The organism is Bacillus tuaregi (assembly GCF_900104575.1).
Lineage (GTDB): Bacteria > Bacillota > Bacilli > Bacillales > Cytobacillaceae > Bacillus_BD > Bacillus_BD tuaregi.
Genome location: NZ_LT629731.1, coordinates 2,036,146 through 2,052,902, shown reverse-complemented (window position 1 = coordinate 2,052,902; position 16,757 = coordinate 2,036,146). Strand labels below are relative to the sequence as shown.

Here is a 16,757-nt window from a genome sequence, read left to right as displayed (position 1 = left end):
AAAAACATACCTTCATGATGTAGGAATATTCTGTAGATTTTCATTATGCAGAAACGAAAAAGAAAGAATTTTGGTATAATTTTCAAATAAAAAAACTACTCATCTTTATCCTGTAGATAAAAATCAGTAGTTTTGGATCATCTCCAGCCCAATGATTAGTAGTCAACCCTATTCACACGTCAATTCATAAATTCTTTTACCGTTAATGCATTTTGATTTTAATCGACCAATGGATTCAAGGTAAATACATCTTACAATCGTGGACATAATAGGACCGTACGCAAATTTGTTGTACCCTTTCTTGTATACTTCTTCTGTCAACTGACCTGCTGTTTTACCGCCACTATTAAGTGATTGAATCATTTGTTTCATCCGATAGTCGTGACCTGATTTTATTTCTGCGATTCTATTATTAATCTGTTTCATCACACGACCATGTCCTGGAAGTGCTATTTCAACATGATAATCCTTTACTTTTTCTAAAGAATCGAAGTAATTCATTAAGGGGTTTACATCAGCACGTGACTCGATTAACACAATTGGGGAAATTTTCTCCAATATATGATCACCTGTAACCATACACTTTTTTTCTTGGTTATAAAAACAAAAATGGTCAAAGGAATGTCCCGGTGTCCAAATGGTTTCATAGCTTTCATTTCCAATCCTAATCATTTGCTTAGGATTCAAAATTCCGTCAGGTTCAAAGTCATAAATATCACTCAATTGGGTTTCTAGAGCAATCTGTTCTTCTATTGCGGCTCTATATACCCGAAACCCATCATGCTCTTCGAATACGCTAAAAACCCAATCCGAGTAGTCTCCTTCTCTCCTTTTTTTCATCTCCTGATATCCTAGATGAGAGATATAAACAGGGATATGATGCTTTTCCTGAAACCATCTCGCAAAGCCGATATGATCAAGATGAAAATGTGTTAAAACTACTTTTTCAATGATCATTCCAGATGACATTAGACTTTCCCAGATTTCGATTCCTTCTTTTATATACACACCAGTATCTATTAGTGTGAAGCCATTTTCACCCCGAAATAAATAACAATTGACCTGATGCATTAAGGGCACTGGAAGGGATAATAAATAGATATCGTCTGCAACTTCTACTATCGGCAATGTATTGTTCATCATATGTATCTTCCTTTTTTTAGCTAGAATGAAGGATTACAAATCATACAATAAGGAAAAGATTGGACCAATAAGATATACAAAATACCATTCATTTCCCTTCAATTTTACCATACTATTGTAACCGAATTGAGGAGCTTAGCCAGTATCTTAAATTAAAACAGCCTGATGGCAGAACCATCAAGCTGCATCTTATATGTTTAGACGATAGTCTGTAAGACTTTCTTCCTTCTTTTTTCATCAATGATTTCCTTAAGTCCCCCCCATTGCTCTTGGAAGATACTTGGATCCATCGGTTTCAAGCTGTCATCAATTAATGGTCTAAAGTCCATCCATGCTAGTATATCTTCTTCAAGGTCTAGGCCTGGTGCGATTTCAATAAGTCTTAGTTTACCGTCAACAACGTCAAAAACCGCTCTTTCCGTGACGTATAAAACAGGAATCCCTGCTTTTGATGCATACTCGCCGCTGAAGGTAATCTGCTCAACATTGTTGACTATTTTTCTTCCTTTACCATGATTGGTGATCACCATTTGATTGTTTTCTATTTTTTCTTTTGATTCGACTGTAAATTGACCCATGAATACAACCTTTTTGGAGGATTGGCTAATATTAATAAAGCCACCTGGACCCACAACTTTCGGACCAAATTGACTCACATTGACGTTTCCGTACTGATCAACCTGAGCCAAGCCTAAGAATGCTGCATCAAGCCCTCCGCCATCATAGAAATCAAACATGGCATCATGATTAATGATGGCCTCGGGATTATAAGACGCTCCAAAGTCAAAGCCACTCGCAGGTACTCCGCCGAAAATACCAAATTCTACCGTTAAGGTCATTTCATCTGAAACCCCTTCTTCGGCTGCAACATTTGAAACCAGTGCCGGCATACCAACTCCCAGGTTGACAATCGAGCTTGGCGATAATTCCATTGCAGCACGTCTAGCAATGATTTTTTTAGCATTTAGTTTAACGGGTTCAATCGAGCCAAGCGGCACACGCATTTCTCCAGAAAGGGCAGGATGATAGTATCTTGCCATTGTTTGGGAGTGATATTCTGGTTTTTCCGATACGACAATATAGTCGACCAACACGCCAGGAACTCGAACTTTCTTTGGATCAAGTGCCCCTGCTTTAGCGATATTTTCTACCTGTGCAATGACAATACCGCCATTGTTCCGCGCTGCAGTTGCTAATGCTAATATTTCAAAGTTTGCTGCTTCATGCTCGGTTGTAATATTGCCATTTTCATCTGCTGTCGTTCCCCGAATCAAAGCAACCTTCACGTCAATATTAGGATAATGAAGCCATTCTTCACCATTTAATTCAACAACACGAATTAAATCCTCTGTGGTTATAGAGTTAGCCTTGGCACCTTGAATTCTAGGATCCACAAAAGTACCTAAACCAACCTTTGTAAGTACACCTGGCTTATTTCCAGCCGTGGATCTCCAGATTTGTGTCAAGACTCCTTGCGGAAACAGGTAGCCTTCGACTTTTCCTTCAGAAATAAATCTTGACATGCGATGAGAAAAGCCGGCATGACCGGAGATTACTCGTTTTACTAAACCTTCGTGCGCAATATGGTCCATTCCTCTTCCTTCCGAGTTAATCCCGATACCAGAACCATTAACAAAGGTTATATTTTTCGGACTTCCTTCAGCTTTATAACGCTCTCCAATGCCGACAATTAGCTCCTCAGGTAAACCAGCCAAACCAGAAGAGGCCGTCGTAGCAACAATATCACCGTCATTAATTAGTTTAGTAGCCTGTTCTAGAGAAATCTTTTTACTCATTGTCCATCATCCCCCTTGCTTACCGATCTATCATATCCACTTTTACAGGAGAAGATATCGTGCTAAGCTCATTTTTCAAGCACGATATCCTCATCATTTAAGCATTTGGATTTTTAATTAATAGGGCAATTCCCATACCGCCGCCAATACACGCACTGGCAATCCCGTATTTTGCCTTTCTTTCGATTAATTCGTACATTAAGGAAATGGTAATTCTCGTCCCACTCATTCCAAGTGGGTGCCCAAGTGCTACTGCACCGCCATTTACGTTCAATCTGTCATATAATGGGCTATCTAAATACATGTCTAATTCTTTCATGCAGCCAAGCATTTGACCTGCGAAAGCCTCATTGATTTCATATAAATCAATGTCTTCCTTCGCCATTCCTGTTTTTTCTAATAGCTTCCGAATGGCAAATACGGGTCCAAGTCCCATAAGAGATGGATCAAGGCCAGCTACCGCGAAATCGACGATTTCTACCATTGGAGTAAGCCCTAATTCGTTTGCTTTTTCCTCTGACATGACAACTACCGCTGCACCGCCATCATTTAATCCAGATGCGTTTCCTGCCGTAACAGAACCATCCTTTTCGAATGCTGGTCTCAGCTTGGCTAGTGCCTCTAATGTTGTATGTGGCTTTGGATGCTCGTCTTTATCGATAACGGTAACACCTTTTCTCCCTTTAATCTCGACGGGTACAATCTCTCTTTCAAATCTCCCGCTTTCCACCGCTGCTTTTGCCCTCATTTGACTATTGTAGGCAAATAGGTCCTGATCTTCTCTCGAAATCTCACATTTCCGATTGACATTCTCTGCTGTATTTCCCATATGCATAATCGGGAATTGTGGATATGGCTGGCAATTGTGATGGAACTTTGTATTGGCGTCCCTTAATTCCTGGTTGCCCATTTTAAACCCATCATAACGAACCTCTAATGGTAGATAATAAGGAGCTCTGGATAAGCTTTCTGCACCGCCGGCTACAACAATCTCAGAGTTCCCTGTTAGGATATCCTGTGTCGCATTGACAATGGATTGAATTCCAGAACCACAAATACGATTTAGCGTATACCCTGGTACATGGTCCAAGCCTGCTAATAAGGCAGCATTTCTACCAAGGTTTGGTGCATCACCTGAGGATTCCACATGTCCTAATACAACATCATCCACTAATTTTGGATCAAGATCATTTGAACGTTTTAATGCTTCTTTGATGGCGGTTGCTGCTAATTCTTCTACCGGAACTGTTTTTAAACCGCCAAGAAAGGCGCCAACTGCTGTTCTTGCTCCGCTTGTAATCACTACTTTACCCATTTCTATTCTCCTCTTCTATCCATCTTTTTGTTAGTAATTTTAGAAAATTCTACATTTAATTCATTTGAGAAAAAAACGGGGGATATCATCCACCCGGTTTTTTCCATCGTTCACTCTTATACCTGTTAACAGCTTTTATTATTTACCTTTGTAATTTGGTTTTCTTTTTTCAGTAAAGGCGACGAGGCCTTCTTTACCATCCTCAGTGGAAAAGGCTGTATTGAAGCTGTTACTTTCAATGATTAGTCCAGATTCTATATCGGTGTTTGCTCCTGTGTTAACAGCAAGCTTCAGCATTTGTAAAGCAACTGGCGGCTGTTTCGCTAATTTTTCTGCCAATTCCTTTGCAGCAGCTAGCGCTTCACCTGCTGGGACCACTTTGTTTACGATATGCCAGCTTAAAGCTTGCTCTGCTGTAAACATTTCACCTGTGTATAGAAGCTCTTTTGCAAGACCTTGTCCAATAATTTTTTGCAATCGCTGTGTACCGCCGCCTCCAGGGATAATGCCAAGACCGACTTCAGGAAAAGCAAACTTAGCATTTTCTGAAGCAACACGAAGATCACAGGCTAGCGCCAGTTCAAAACCACCGCCTAAAGCAAGACCGTTAAGTGCCGCAATAACTGGCTTCGTGGAATTCTCCACCTTTTTGAACATATTGCGAGATATTTTGTTATTTTTTACAACCGTTACAAGATCTGCACCAGCCATCTCGTTAATATCCGCACCTGCTACAAAGGCTTTTTCACCTGCTCCAGTTATTACCACTACATGCACATCATCATTTGCATCTAGCACATCGAATATCCTGGAAAGCTCTTGATAGACTTGAGCGTTTAAAGCATTGACCGGTGCACGATTAATGGTAACGGTTGCTACTTTGTTCTCTACTTCAACCATTAAATACTTGTATTCTGTTACTACATTTTCGATGCTCATTTTGTCACCTTCTCTTTTTTTGCTGGTTCTTGGTTATAATCATAGAAGCCTCTGCCGACCTTTTTACCGAAACGACCATCTCTCATCATATTTTTCAATAATAATGGTGGTGCCCAGCGATTATCGGCAAATTCCTTTTGGAAATATTCCATTACATGGTAGCCTATATCGACACCCGCATAATCCTGAAGCTCGAAGGAGCCCATTGGATGGTTTAAGCCGTAACGCATGGCTTTATCAATATCTTCTTTTGATGCAATTCCTTCTTCAAGAACCTTAATGGCCTCAATAAATTGCGGAATCATAATACGGTTTACGATGAAACCAGGAACGTCCTTTTTCACTTCAACTACTTCTTTTTTCAACACTTCAGACACTTCTTTAAGTGCTGCTACCGTTTCATCACTAGTATTTAACCCTCTAACAACCTCAACGAGCTTCATTACTTGTGCTGGATTGAAGAAATGCAGTCCAGCTACACGATCGGCACGTTTGGTTGCAGAAGCAATTTCTGTAATAGATAAGGAGGAAGTATTGGTTGCTAAAATAACCTCTTCTCTTACGATCTCATCTAGCTGCGAGAATACAGATTGTTTTAAATCCATATCTTCCAGTACGGCCTCTACCACTAAATCTACATCCTTCAAATCCTCTAGATCCGTTGTTAATGTGATACGAGAAAGAACCTCTTGTTTGGCTTCTTCTGTCATCTTTCCTTTTTGCACACTTTTGCTCATAAACTTATCAATGCGAGAAAGTCCACCTTGAACAAAACGCTCCTCAATATCGCGTAATACAACATGATATCCATTTAATGCAAATACATTTGCAATCCCTGATCCCATTGAACCTGCGCCAACAACACCAACTGTTTTAATCGTCATAATCTATCTCTCCTCTTCCATTTATTATTGATTTATTAATTTATAACTTTATTGTAAAGGCTTGCAAAAAATGTTGTAATCTACATGCTGTAGGAAAGTTTTCGAATATTTCATCTATTATGAAGGAAGGTAGCTTGTATCTGCACGGCTTTACTTATCTTAAATAAAAGCTCTGTTAAACATGAGTGTTGATTTTCTCCCGCGGGAGTTTGCGTGCCTTCCACTACAATCAACCTGCTGGAAAATCAACATTGTACTTAACACAGCTTAAATAAAAAAGACACATTCCTAAAGAATGTGCATAAATGTAAGAAATCATGATGCCTGCTCAGGGGATTTCCCATAACTAATATCTGTAGGTTCCTTCTATTTCTCTGAGGTTTAAGGCTAGTTGTTCCATCTTCCACCTGGGCCCCAGCCCATTCCGGCTTGTGGATTGAGTGGAACATAGCCATCGCGATAGAGGGCTGTTTCTACAATAGAATGAACATTTTCCATCATAAGATCCATTTGTTCTTGACTAATGATGCCATCAGCTACTAGTTGTTCAAGCTTCACTTTCCTTGTTGTGATTATTCTTTCCTTTAGCTCGTCAACCGTGATCCCTTTTTCCTCTGCAAGCACAGATACCGTTTTCCCCTCTGAACGGGAAGTCTGTAACTCTTCCACTGTCATCTCAAGAGATTCTGCAATATCCTGTTGCAGGGATTGGGCAAAGTTTTGTCCCATTCCTGTCCCGCTTTCAAATACTTCTCCAGTGATAGGACAGATATACGTATCTGTTAAGATTTTATCTTCTTCAGAAGTGTTAGATTCTGGCTCAGCAGGTGTTTGAGCAACCTCTTCATCAGAAGACTGTGAATGATTTTCCTCAGGTGTTTGTATGACGGCTTCCTCATTAGCAGCTTCGAGGGCATCCTTTGTTACTAATGAGTGACCAACATAACCTAATAGGGCACCAACAACAAATACACCAATAAAACCACCAACCAACAATGGGGTTTTCCCTTTCATATTTGCCACTTCCTTTTTGAACCTTAGCCCTCTCTTTTATTTTACTAGATATTCCTATCGAGTTCATTCAATTAGACTAGTAATTCCCCTACTTGCTGATAGATTTTCGCCTCGGTGAACTTCTTAATGATGCGACAAAAACCGTAAGAACGGACCACTCTCATACCTACCTAATTCGTACCTGTTTTAATCGGCGAGAGCCTGCGTTCAACCCAGCCCATGGTGATATCGGCTATAACGGCCATTAAGGCGGTAGGAATGGCCCCTGCTAGGATAATCGCTGTTCCATCTGATACATTCGTTCCACGAATGATAATATCTCCTAGACCACCTGCACCGATAAACGTTCCAATCGTAGACACACCAATCGTAATCACAAGCGCCGTACGTAGACCTGCCATGATGACTGAAATCGATAAAGGGATTTCGACCATCCGTAATATCTGAAGCTTGGTCATTCCCATTGCCTTTCCAGATTCCAAAATAGCATGATCCACGTTCCGAATCCCTGTGTAGGTGTTTTTAATAATCGGTAATAAGGAATAAAGAAATAATGCAAAGACCACCGTATTGGAACCAAGTCCCATCACCAGCATTAAGACCGCCAGCATTGCTAAAGCGGGAATCGTTTGAATGATATTAGCTAATGAAAGCACCCATGGACTTAATTTGTTATATCGGGCAATAAGGATGCCGACTGGAATTCCGACAATGGCGCCGAATAAAACTCCGTAAGCCGACATCAGAAATTGACGGAAGAACTGCTCCCAAACATAGCCTGCATTTTGAAAATAATAGTGAAATAAATCCTGTATGATTTCCACTCTCTTCACCTCCGTTGTTCTTTACTCAAAATAATGATTTTCCTCTAAAAAGGATTGAGCTACGATAGCGGGCTCAATCATTAAACCGTCTGCTTCATAGTTCAATTCCTGCATTTTTTCTGTATTGATTTTACCGACCAAGCGCTGAAAGATATCTGTCAGCTCAGGGTGATTTCTTAAACAATCATTTCTAGCCACTAATGAGGTATCATAGGGTGGGAAAAACTGTTGATCATCCTGTAATACCTTCAAATCAAATGCTGCGATCCGTCCATCTGAGGTATAGGCTAATACAACATCCATTTCATCATTGGCCACTGCCTGATAGACTAAACCAAGCTGCATCGGCATCGTTTCCCCAAATTTGAAGCCATAGGTTTGAACGAAGCCGTCATAGCCGTCACCCTTCCGCTTCAGCCATGAATTATCAACTCCTAATCGTAATTCAGGCGCTAATCTCTCGAGGTCAGAGACTGACTCAAGATTTTCCTTTGCAGCAAAATCCTCCGTTACAGTAAAAGCATAGGAATTTTCAAAACCATAGGAATCAAACCATGTCTGGTCAAACCTTTTCATAAATTCCCGTTGGACTATTTCCATGGCCTCTACCGGATCTTTAACAGGCTCCATCCCCAGTGCTCCTGCTAAATCAGTCCCTGTATAGCGTGTTGGTGTAATATCGACCTGACCATCCGTCATAGCCTGATGCTGCACGATAGAAGAGCCTAAGTTATTGACCATTTCCACCTGGTAATCTGTATAATGCTCAATCATATACCTTGTCATATATCCAATTATTTGCGATTCAGATGTGTTGGTTGTTCCAATCCTAATCGTATTTTCACTTGTACCACTTAAGCCTGGAAGGGAACAAGCTGATAAGAAAACGATTAAAGACGTTAATCCGAAGAATAATCTCTTTTTCATATTTGTCATTTTAAACCAGCTCCTTCCTACGCTCTTACCTGCAGCTTTCTGATTCCTTTCGGTGTTACCCACTCCTCTACTTTTCCTAGAAAAAGATCGACCAGTAAGGCAAGAATGGTTACCGGAACCGCGCCAGCAATAATGAATTCAGGGAGAAATAAATTCAAGCCGCTGAAGATATAATCACCGAGTCCGCCGGCGCCAATATAGGATGCTAATGTTGCCCAGCCAATTAAATAGACGGTGGACATCCGAATCCCGGCCATAATCACCGGTATAGCTAATGGGATTTCTACATACATCACTCTTTCCCATCCAGTCATTCCCATCCCGCGTCCAGCTTCAATTAAATTTTGATTTACTCCTTTTACACCTGTATAGGTGTTTCTCAGGATAGGCAGGACTGAATAGAAAAATAGAGCGGTAATGGCCGGAAGCTTGCCTACACCTAGGATCGGGATGAAAAAAGCCAGGATGGCAAAGCTCGGTATTGTTTGGATAATACTTAATATCCCCATTACGGCTTCGGCAGCCCTTGGCATTCTTGTTAAGACCACCCCCAGTGGGACTGCTACTACAATCCCTAATAAGGCCGCAATCACAGAAATATATAAATGCTCCCATATTTTGAATAGCATTTCAGATCCATAGGTGCCTAGGAACGTGAATATTTGATTCATTTCAACTCCTCCTTATTATTCAACCTCTCCCCAGATAGAATCATAGACAATGTCTACTAAGCTTGTTCTTGTCACAATCCCAACTAAATGATGATCCTGGTCAACGACCGGCACATTTTTTATGCCTTTTTTTAATATCTTTCGCACCGTGTCACGGACTAATGTGCCGGTTTCAACGGTAAAAACCTCCTTGTTGATGACTTCGATGACATAGCTGGCTTTTTTTCGGTTTTGATCGATGCTTTCAACATCAATTACCCCTTTAAACACTTGCTTTTCATCAACCACTAGCAGGGAATCCACCCGATGCTGCTTCATTAACTGAATCGCTTCAGAAAAGGAATGGTTGCCGGTTATGGTAATAGGATGGGGGTTCATGATTTGTTCGACGGTTTGAATATTGGGTCTTGCCTGTACTAAGCGTTCCTTACCAATAAATTCTTCGACAAATTCATTAATGGGATTTCGCAATATTTCATCAGGGGTATCATATTGGACAACCTGTCCCTCTCTTAAGACGACAATTCGATCGGCCAATTTAATGGCCTCGTCCATATCGTGAGTAACAAATACGATGGTTTTTCCTAGTTTTTTCTGAAGTTTTTTGAATTCATCCTGTAAGGCATCGCGAGTAATAGGATCTAAAGCGCCAAAGGGCTCGTCCATTAGAATAAGGGGCTGATCTGCGGCAAGGGCACGTAGCACACCAATCCGCTGTTGCTGCCCACCGCTCAGTTCATGTGGATAACGATCTAAATAATCGGAAGTCATGTCAACTAAGGATAATAACTCTTTTGCACGTGTATAACGTTTTTCTTCCGGCCATTTTAACAATTTAAGGACTAGCGTGATGTTTTCTTGAATCGTCATATGAGGAAATAGTCCGATTTGTTGGATGACATAGCCAATCTCCCGTCTAAGCTGGACAGGATTTTTATCCATCACATTCTCACCGTTTATGTAGATATTTCCGGCAGAGGGTTCGATAAGACGGTTAATCATCTTCATAATGGTTGTTTTTCCACAGCCGCTAGGTCCAATAAAGCAGATAAACTCTCCTTTTTTGATGTCTAATGTAAAATCATCAACAGCCTTCTTACCGCCTTTATAGATTTTTGTAACATGGTCAAATTTCAGCAATGAACCTACACCTCCATGTGATTAATGAAATGCTTCACAATCTATTATATACTATTCTAAAATAATATTAAATTCAAAAAATATAAAAATTGTTAATTAATCCTATATTATCCAATAGAATATTCACTTCCATGACATGACCAGCGAATTTTTCTTTTATCTGAGGTAAAAGAAAAAAGACAGAGGAATCACTCTGAACCAAGTCGTAATTGGTTCAATATGGTTCCTCTGCCCCTGATTATTTCGCGTTTTCATCTGGCTGATGTATGCCAAAGATATTTCCTTCTGTATCAATATAGTAGCCTTGCCAAGCCATTCCAGGCAGTGCGTATTTCGGCAAGGCGAGCTTGCCACCATGTTCAAGGATTTTTGCTTCGATTGAATCATAATCCTCCACACCGATTGTACAGGCATAGCCATTCAATGCTTGATTGGGTTCTGGAGCAGGACCCTGCCGCTGCATAAGTGCTCCATTAATCCCAAGCTCATCATCGGAGCCAGTCACTACACCAAAATAGGGCATGCCTGCATATTCACTCCAGTCCTGAAACGTCCAGCCAAATACGTCTCCATAGAAATTTCTTGCTCGATCCATATTTTCGACATGGATTTCGAAATGAATTAATCTTCCCATGATTTCCTCCTACTATTGATTTTTCGTCATCAACAAATGATTATTCTTTTTTCGACATGAAAGCCTTTATCCATTATTGAAGAAAACCGGAAAGAATATACTGGATTCTATGATTTAAGGAGAATTTTATTTTTTCTGCATTCGATATAAATCAACGGTTTGATATCCCTGTGATAGGATATCAAACCATTCCGACATAGCCATCCTCTCCCACCTTCATGGCAGAAAAGATTTCATCCCGATGAACGATTGTATCATAGCGTTCTCCTTTACCACTCTTCAATTAATTCTCTAAATATATTTTTAAAGCATCTAAATCCTTCTCACATGCCTTCTTAAAGGTTCCGGCCATCATTTTACCAAATAGTTTGGTTAATCCTGTAAGTCCGTTGATCTCTCCATCTAAAGTAATCTCAGTATGATTACCGCATGAATTCAGAATATACGTAAACACAAATTCACCTTTCCCCGTAGTTCCCTTTGATCCATCGCAGCGGAGCACAATCTTATCCGGCTCCTTCAGTTCGACTACCTCAAAATGCTCAGAAGCCTCTTTTCCAAACATGGTTCTTGTTTCTCTCCACTGACTTCCTACACGCATTGGACCCTCATCCAATCGCTCCATCCCGACTAATCCTTGCATCCAACTCTGAGCTGAGTCAAGGTCAAGGAGACCTATGTAAGCCTGTTGCTTAGGGACCTCGATTGTTTTTTTGACTTCAAAGCGAATACTCAAGTAAACCCCCTCCTCCAATACGTTGAAATACAATAAAAATAACTAATTAATTATTTAGTACTTATTAAGTTGTTTCTATAAGTTCAACAAGAGCCATCTTTTTTCCTTCTTTAAAGGTTGACTAGGCACATCTGAAAAATCTTGTTTTCCATCATTGAATCATAGAAGGAGGAAGGAACATATAAAAAGGTCGATAGTTCACTGTTGTGCTATGGACCTTTAACTTCATTCAGCAAATGCCGAAAGCTTGCGACAGGTACAGAAGTCTTTCTACAAGTGGGGGATGAAGGCAAATAGTACTTCGATTTAGTGGGGGTTCAAACCCCGGCTGAATGAAGTTAAGCCTCCGGCGGATGTCACGGATTTTTTAAAGGTAGTTTATTCGAGCAAGCTCAGGTAATCCGGACGCAAATTCGACGGGCGAATTTGATTATTTATCTTGCTAATGAATCCTTTAGAAACTCGGTTAAGTAATCAACATTGGTGATTTTTTTGTTGCACTCATGGCTATCGGTGCAAATCAGGTTACCAATGGCTCGGTAATAATCTGGGTTTTTCGGCTTTTTCGCTTTTGTGACTGTGGAGAAATAGGCCACTTCGCTGTGAGAATTACAGAAGGAACAAATATTCTTTTTACCCGTTGGTGTTAACCGGCATTCAATGCCGGATATTCTCCCCTCCAGCTCATAGACGATATACTTTTTATTCGATCCTAAATCATTCCAGCTTAAATAGGTCAACTGGCTGTAGTCTATACTGGTTAAATCAGGCAGCTTTAGCTTTTTATTCTTGGGGAACAGCTTTTTCAGCTGCTGCTCTGTGACCTTTGGGAAGGGAATCAGATATTCTGTAAGCCGCTCGATATATTGCTTATACTCGTCATCTGTTTTCAAGCTGGAAAGGTCCAGCAATGCCTGTTGCTTAGAGGATGTATTTGGAAAAAGGTCTAGGATTTTGGCATTTGCCAGGTCAATGACAGCCATCATAACAGCTGGCGGAAGATTCTTTTTGGCACTATCTTTAATCAAGCCCATTTGTTGTTTAATATAATTTATCTGTTCATTCTTAATGAATTCTTCATTCATCCTATTCACTCCTAATCTATTACTGACAAAGCTAAAACTTAGTTTACTTCATCCAGTAAATCAATAAAATGGAGAGAATGATTTAGAAACGTTTTTTATCCAAAAAAGCACTGATGATTTTCACCAGTGCTTTTTTCCTCACTTATTATGTGAATATACGATTTTCTTAATGGTTGCTGTTGAAAGATAATACTCTTCGGCCAGTCGCTCAATCGTGCTGCCGTTCCTAAATAAAGCTCGAATTTCTGCGTTTCGTCTATCGAGCATGTTTCTCCCGCCACTGGAGGTGCCCCATTTTCGATATTCCGTTTCCGGTTTCGGTATATAAAGTGCTGTCCCCTGGACATATTTTTGAATTTCCATGATTAGCTTTTCAGGTAGTACTTGGTTTGCATTCATATATTTCACGTTTGCCCGCTCCCTTATTTTGAACTTTTAAAAATAAGGTGCAAAGCCATGATATTAGAAAAGCTTATTCAGCGATTTAATCAAACATTTCGCCCCATGCAAAGTATCGCCTTTCCAATTATAGGCTTTGCATGAGTGGAAGAAGTACCAGACAATCTTACATGATTCTCCAACTGTACGCACCCCCTTTAAGTCTTATTATAGACAATACCAGTGGTGATGAAAACAATTTATTATTCATATGAATCATTTAGCCTCTTTCCCCTAACATATATCCAGCAGTTCATGAAGCCTCACTAATTTTTTAAGAAAAATAACACCATCCTGATGGATGATGCTATTGTGAATGTTATCTGCCCTTTATCCCAGTCAGTCTTTAAAATGCCCTTTTATTTCTCAATATTGCGAAAGCAATCGCCCCGATCATAAGGCCCCAAATCGTATTTGTTATTTTTTATTTTTCTTTACCTTGCCAAATGGTTTTAGATACGTAATAAAGGTCATGAATGCCAAGCATAAAAGATTAAAGCTAGAGGTTGTCACAATCGACAGCCAAGTCGATTGGAACTCTTTATTTTCTAACGAGCCAAAGCCCATACTTTCAATCATTTCCCCTATTCCAGCTGTCCATTTACTTAAAAAGAAAATACCGATTAATATCGTTAATAGTGTTAAACTAAATTTTATGATTACCCAGTAATGCTTCGTCAGCCCCCATTGTGTCCAAACAGACAATAAAATACCTGTAAGTAACGAGAGCAGAGCGGGATACTTTAATAGGTTCTCATCAATTACCTCCATGCTTCCCATCGTATATAATAGCTGTTCCGCATTCGCTCCAGTTTTTAAATAGAAAGCAAGCAGCAACATCGCAAGTGTACCGCCTATCCATGAAGCGACTGATAGAACATGTATGGCTACTAGAATGCTTTTTTTCTTCTGAGTGAGTCGATAGGCCATAGGGTTAATTCCTCCTATACTTTATTGAGATTATATTGTTACCATCTTGGGTACGTTTTAATAGTAACAATGAAATGTTGCGAACTTGTTGCGGTCTATTACGGTTTCAGTGAAATCTTAAAGATTGAATCATCCGTAGTGTATAATGTGGAAAATGGAGAAAATAAAGGAGAATATTCATGGCTGAAACCATCTTAATAGTAGACGACGAGATAAAAGTACTAGATTTCATGGGGGCTTTCTTGAAAAATGAAGGATATGAAATCGTTACTGCACAATCAGGAACAGAGGCGCTAGCGAAAATCAATGAAGTAAATCCAGCATTAGTTGTCCTTGATTGGATGATGCCACAAATGAATGGTCTGGATGTTTGCCGTGAAATTCGAAAGACAAGTAAAACCGGCATTATTATGGTAACCGCCAAATCAGATGAAATGGATAAAATCGTTGGCCTGGAAGTAGGAGCGGATGATTATATAACAAAGCCCTTCTCCTTACGAGAGCTGTTAGCTCGAATTCGTTCCGTACTGAGAAGAATTGGCGTTACCCCTGCTACAACGGAGGAAACGATAGAGCGTGGTGAGTTGACCATATCAGTCTCACAGTATCGTGTCTGGAAAAATGGTGTAGAAATGACGATGACACCTACTGAATTCAAGCTATTATTAACACTTGCGGAAAAGCCTGGAATCGTTTATAGCCGGCTTCAACTATTAAAGGCTGCATTAGAGGATGAACTATTGAATGTTGAACGTACGGTTGATGCCCATATTAGCAGATTACGAAAAAAAATCGAGGATGACCCAGCCAATCCGACGTACATTCAAACGGTATACGGATTTGGCTATCGTTTCGGTGATCAACCATGAGTTTTCACCGAAAGCTTTTTTTAGCCTTAGCCCTTTCCATCCTAGGAGTCAGCCTTGTTTTTATTCTTATGACCCATATTACGGTGAAAAAAACCCTTGAAGTGGGTATCGACGAAACAAGAGGTCAAGAAATGAAGCTCCTGACTCAGGAATTAACCGCCTATTTTTTACAGAATAATGACTCCTGGAATGACCTTCAACAGATCGACGTCTTAAAAACGATTCAACAGGATGATCCAGAACTATTGGTTCTGGACAAAGAACAACAGATTGTTTACCAAAAAGGTGACTCATCCCATCAATTAATACGCAATCTGGGGATTAAGGGTGACATTCGTATTGCAAAGGATAGAGTTGGTGAGTTCTATTATTATGACCCCGAAATAGCCAATTTCACCAAGGTCATGATTGGAATCCCGATATCGGTTGTTTTTATTCTAACTGTGACCGGCTCCATTCTTATCTTGATTTCGTTGATTATTGCTTATCGACTATCAAAATGGCTTGCTGCGCCATTACAAAAGCTATTGCCTGTGATCGACAGGCTGGGTAAAGGTGAGCTGGGAATCCAGGTTCAGACCGAAACGAAGGATGAATATGGAAAAATTGCTGAAGCCTTTAATCATATGTCAAAGGAGCTGGAGCATGCCGAAACCCTCCGTAAAAATCTCACGGCCGATGTCGCACATGAGCTTAGAACGCCATTGACCATTATTAGTGGTAAATTGGACTATTTACAGCAGCAGGGAAAAATGATTCAGCCGGAAACCTTATTGCCATTACAGGATGAGCTGATTCGGCTGAATCAGTTAGTAGAGGACCTACGAATCCTCTCATTTGCAGAAGCAGGTAAATTGACATTAGACAAAGTGCCAACCGACATGTCTGAACTAGCTTCCCAGCTTCTCTTTGCCTTGGAGCCATTAGCTGAAGAGAAAAGCATCCATTTAGAGCTTGATAAACACACAAACGATACGACCGTGCTTATTGATGCAAATCGCATGAAACAGGTTCTTCTTAATTTACTTATGAATGCTTTACGGTATACCCCAGAAAATGGACATATTTCCATTCGCTTACTAAAGGAGGACAACCAAACCTTAAAGGTGATTGTAGAGGATACTGGCGTAGGAATTGAACCGGAGCATCTGCCACATTTATTTGATCGATTTTATCGCACGGATCAAGCTCGTTCAAGAGACAGCGGTGGTACAGGACTTGGCCTCGCCATCGCGAAGCAATATATCCAATCACATGGCGGGAATATTGAAGTGGAAAGTAAGTTGAATGTGGGGACTATGTTTATCATTCAACTCCCATTGTGAAAATGGACATTGAAAAGTACACTTTGCTCAACGAAGGAGATAAGGGAAAGCCTTATCCCCTTTTTATTAGGAGGAGTT

General features: G+C 40.2%; 17 protein-coding genes. 2 read left to right on the top strand and 15 right to left on the bottom strand.

The genetic code is table 11. The features are described 5' to 3' along the window. Positions 1–168 precede the first annotated feature (168 nt). From BQ5321_RS12130 to BQ5321_RS12060, 15 genes are all read right to left on the bottom strand, one after another. Positions 169–1,143, bottom strand: a complete 975-nt coding sequence (locus tag BQ5321_RS12130) for an MBL fold metallo-hydrolase (RefSeq protein ID WP_071394741.1) — start codon at positions 1,141–1,143, stop codon at positions 169–171. A 197-nt stretch (positions 1,144–1,340) separates the two neighbouring features. Then, positions 1,341–2,939 (bottom strand): acyl CoA:acetate/3-ketoacid CoA transferase, encoded by a 1,599-nt coding sequence (locus BQ5321_RS12125; RefSeq protein ID WP_071394740.1) that lies wholly within the window; start codon positions 2,937–2,939, stop codon positions 1,341–1,343. Between the two features lie 97 nt (positions 2,940–3,036). Beyond that, entirely contained in the window at positions 3,037–4,254 is a 1,218-nt protein-coding gene (locus BQ5321_RS12120) for a thiolase family protein (RefSeq protein WP_071394739.1), read from the bottom strand. Between the two features lie 138 nt (positions 4,255–4,392). Beyond that, positions 4,393–5,193 carry an enoyl-CoA hydratase/isomerase family protein gene (locus BQ5321_RS12115; protein WP_071394738.1) on the bottom strand — a complete coding sequence of 267 codons (801 nt, stop codon included), beginning with the start codon at positions 5,191–5,193 and terminating at the stop codon, positions 4,393–4,395. Beyond that, complete coding sequence (locus BQ5321_RS12110; protein WP_071394737.1) at positions 5,190–6,077, bottom strand: 3-hydroxyacyl-CoA dehydrogenase family protein; 888 nt, start codon at positions 6,075–6,077, stop codon at positions 5,190–5,192. The genes BQ5321_RS12115 and BQ5321_RS12110 overlap by 4 nt, the downstream gene beginning before the upstream one ends. 387 nt (positions 6,078–6,464) lie before the next feature. Further along, positions 6,465–7,091 carry a hypothetical protein gene (locus BQ5321_RS12105; RefSeq protein WP_071394736.1) on the bottom strand — a complete coding sequence of 209 codons (627 nt, stop codon included), beginning with the start codon at positions 7,089–7,091 and terminating at the stop codon, positions 6,465–6,467. Positions 7,092–7,261: 170 nt separating this feature from the next. Then, entirely contained in the window at positions 7,262–7,915 is a 654-nt protein-coding gene (locus BQ5321_RS12100; RefSeq protein WP_071394735.1) for an ABC transporter permease, read from the bottom strand. Positions 7,916–7,936: 21 nt separating this feature from the next. Beyond that, on the bottom strand, positions 7,937–8,851 hold the full coding sequence (locus BQ5321_RS12095) for an osmoprotectant ABC transporter substrate-binding protein (RefSeq protein WP_200798711.1): 915 nt from the start codon (positions 8,849–8,851) through the stop codon (positions 7,937–7,939). Between the two features lie 17 nt (positions 8,852–8,868). Further along, the gene (locus BQ5321_RS12090) at positions 8,869–9,522 is read right to left on the bottom strand and encodes an ABC transporter permease (RefSeq protein ID WP_071394734.1); all 654 of its coding nucleotides are present in this window, start codon (positions 9,520–9,522) and stop codon (positions 8,869–8,871) included. Between the two features lie 15 nt (positions 9,523–9,537). After that, positions 9,538–10,662 carry a betaine/proline/choline family ABC transporter ATP-binding protein gene (locus BQ5321_RS12085; protein WP_071394733.1) on the bottom strand — a complete coding sequence of 375 codons (1,125 nt, stop codon included), beginning with the start codon at positions 10,660–10,662 and terminating at the stop codon, positions 9,538–9,540. 238 nt (positions 10,663–10,900) lie between these two features. Next, on the bottom strand, positions 10,901–11,296 hold the full coding sequence (locus tag BQ5321_RS12080) for a VOC family protein (protein WP_071394732.1): 396 nt from the start codon (positions 11,294–11,296) through the stop codon (positions 10,901–10,903). 283 nt (positions 11,297–11,579) lie between these two features. Continuing rightward, entirely contained in the window at positions 11,580–12,032 is a 453-nt protein-coding gene (locus BQ5321_RS12075; protein ID WP_071394731.1) for an SRPBCC family protein, read from the bottom strand. 434 nt (positions 12,033–12,466) lie between these two features. Next, positions 12,467–13,117: a FusB/FusC family EF-G-binding protein gene (locus BQ5321_RS12070; protein ID WP_071394730.1), complete on the bottom strand. Its 651-nt coding sequence runs from the start codon at positions 13,115–13,117 to the stop codon at positions 12,467–12,469. A gap of 138 nt (positions 13,118–13,255) precedes the next feature. Further along, positions 13,256–13,525 (bottom strand): CD3324 family protein, encoded by a 270-nt coding sequence (locus BQ5321_RS12065; RefSeq protein WP_071394729.1) that lies wholly within the window; start codon positions 13,523–13,525, stop codon positions 13,256–13,258. Between the two features lie 447 nt (positions 13,526–13,972). After that, the gene (locus tag BQ5321_RS12060) at positions 13,973–14,485 is read right to left on the bottom strand and encodes a hypothetical protein (RefSeq protein WP_071394728.1); all 513 of its coding nucleotides are present in this window, start codon (positions 14,483–14,485) and stop codon (positions 13,973–13,975) included. A 179-nt stretch (positions 14,486–14,664) separates the two neighbouring features. Here BQ5321_RS12060 and BQ5321_RS12055 point away from each other — a divergent pair, with 179 nt between their 5' ends. Both BQ5321_RS12055 and BQ5321_RS12050 read left to right on the top strand, forming a co-directional pair. Next, on the top strand, positions 14,665–15,354 hold the full coding sequence (locus tag BQ5321_RS12055; RefSeq protein WP_071394727.1) for a response regulator: 690 nt from the start codon (positions 14,665–14,667) through the stop codon (positions 15,352–15,354). Next, on the top strand, positions 15,351–16,679 hold the full coding sequence (locus tag BQ5321_RS12050; protein WP_071394726.1) for a sensor histidine kinase: 1,329 nt from the start codon (positions 15,351–15,353) through the stop codon (positions 16,677–16,679). The genes BQ5321_RS12055 and BQ5321_RS12050 overlap by 4 nt, the downstream gene beginning before the upstream one ends. Positions 16,680–16,757 lie beyond the last annotated feature (78 nt).

What these genes read in the sequence shown, in the direction of transcription:
- BQ5321_RS12070 (WP_071394730.1), bottom strand. Translation starts at nt 13,117, where the DNA reads ATGAATGAAGAATTCATTAAGAATGAACAGATAAATTATATTAAACAA.
- BQ5321_RS12105 (WP_071394736.1), bottom strand. Translation starts at nt 7,091, where the DNA reads ATGAAAGGGAAAACCCCATTGTTGGTTGGTGGTTTTATTGGTGTATTT.
- BQ5321_RS12120 (WP_071394739.1), bottom strand. Translation starts at nt 4,254, where the DNA reads ATGGGTAAAGTAGTGATTACAAGCGGAGCAAGAACAGCAGTTGGCGCC.
- BQ5321_RS12095 (WP_200798711.1), bottom strand. Translation starts at nt 8,851, where the DNA reads ATGACAAATATGAAAAAGAGATTATTCTTCGGATTAACGTCTTTAATC.
- BQ5321_RS12055 (WP_071394727.1), top strand. Translation starts at nt 14,665, where the DNA reads ATGGCTGAAACCATCTTAATAGTAGACGACGAGATAAAAGTACTAGAT.
- BQ5321_RS12080 (WP_071394732.1), bottom strand. Translation starts at nt 11,296, where the DNA reads ATGGGAAGATTAATTCATTTCGAAATCCATGTCGAAAATATGGATCGA.
- BQ5321_RS12115 (WP_071394738.1), bottom strand. Translation starts at nt 5,193, where the DNA reads ATGAGCATCGAAAATGTAGTAACAGAATACAAGTATTTAATGGTTGAA.
- BQ5321_RS12090 (WP_071394734.1), bottom strand. Translation starts at nt 9,522, where the DNA reads ATGAATCAAATATTCACGTTCCTAGGCACCTATGGATCTGAAATGCTA.
- BQ5321_RS12125 (WP_071394740.1), bottom strand. Translation starts at nt 2,939, where the DNA reads ATGAGTAAAAAGATTTCTCTAGAACAGGCTACTAAACTAATTAATGAC.
- BQ5321_RS12060 (WP_071394728.1), bottom strand. Translation starts at nt 14,485, where the DNA reads ATGGCCTATCGACTCACTCAGAAGAAAAAAAGCATTCTAGTAGCCATA.
- BQ5321_RS12130 (WP_071394741.1), bottom strand. Translation starts at nt 1,143, where the DNA reads ATGATGAACAATACATTGCCGATAGTAGAAGTTGCAGACGATATCTAT.
- BQ5321_RS12110 (WP_071394737.1), bottom strand. Translation starts at nt 6,077, where the DNA reads ATGACGATTAAAACAGTTGGTGTTGTTGGCGCAGGTTCAATGGGATCA.
- BQ5321_RS12050 (WP_071394726.1), top strand. Translation starts at nt 15,351, where the DNA reads ATGAGTTTTCACCGAAAGCTTTTTTTAGCCTTAGCCCTTTCCATCCTA.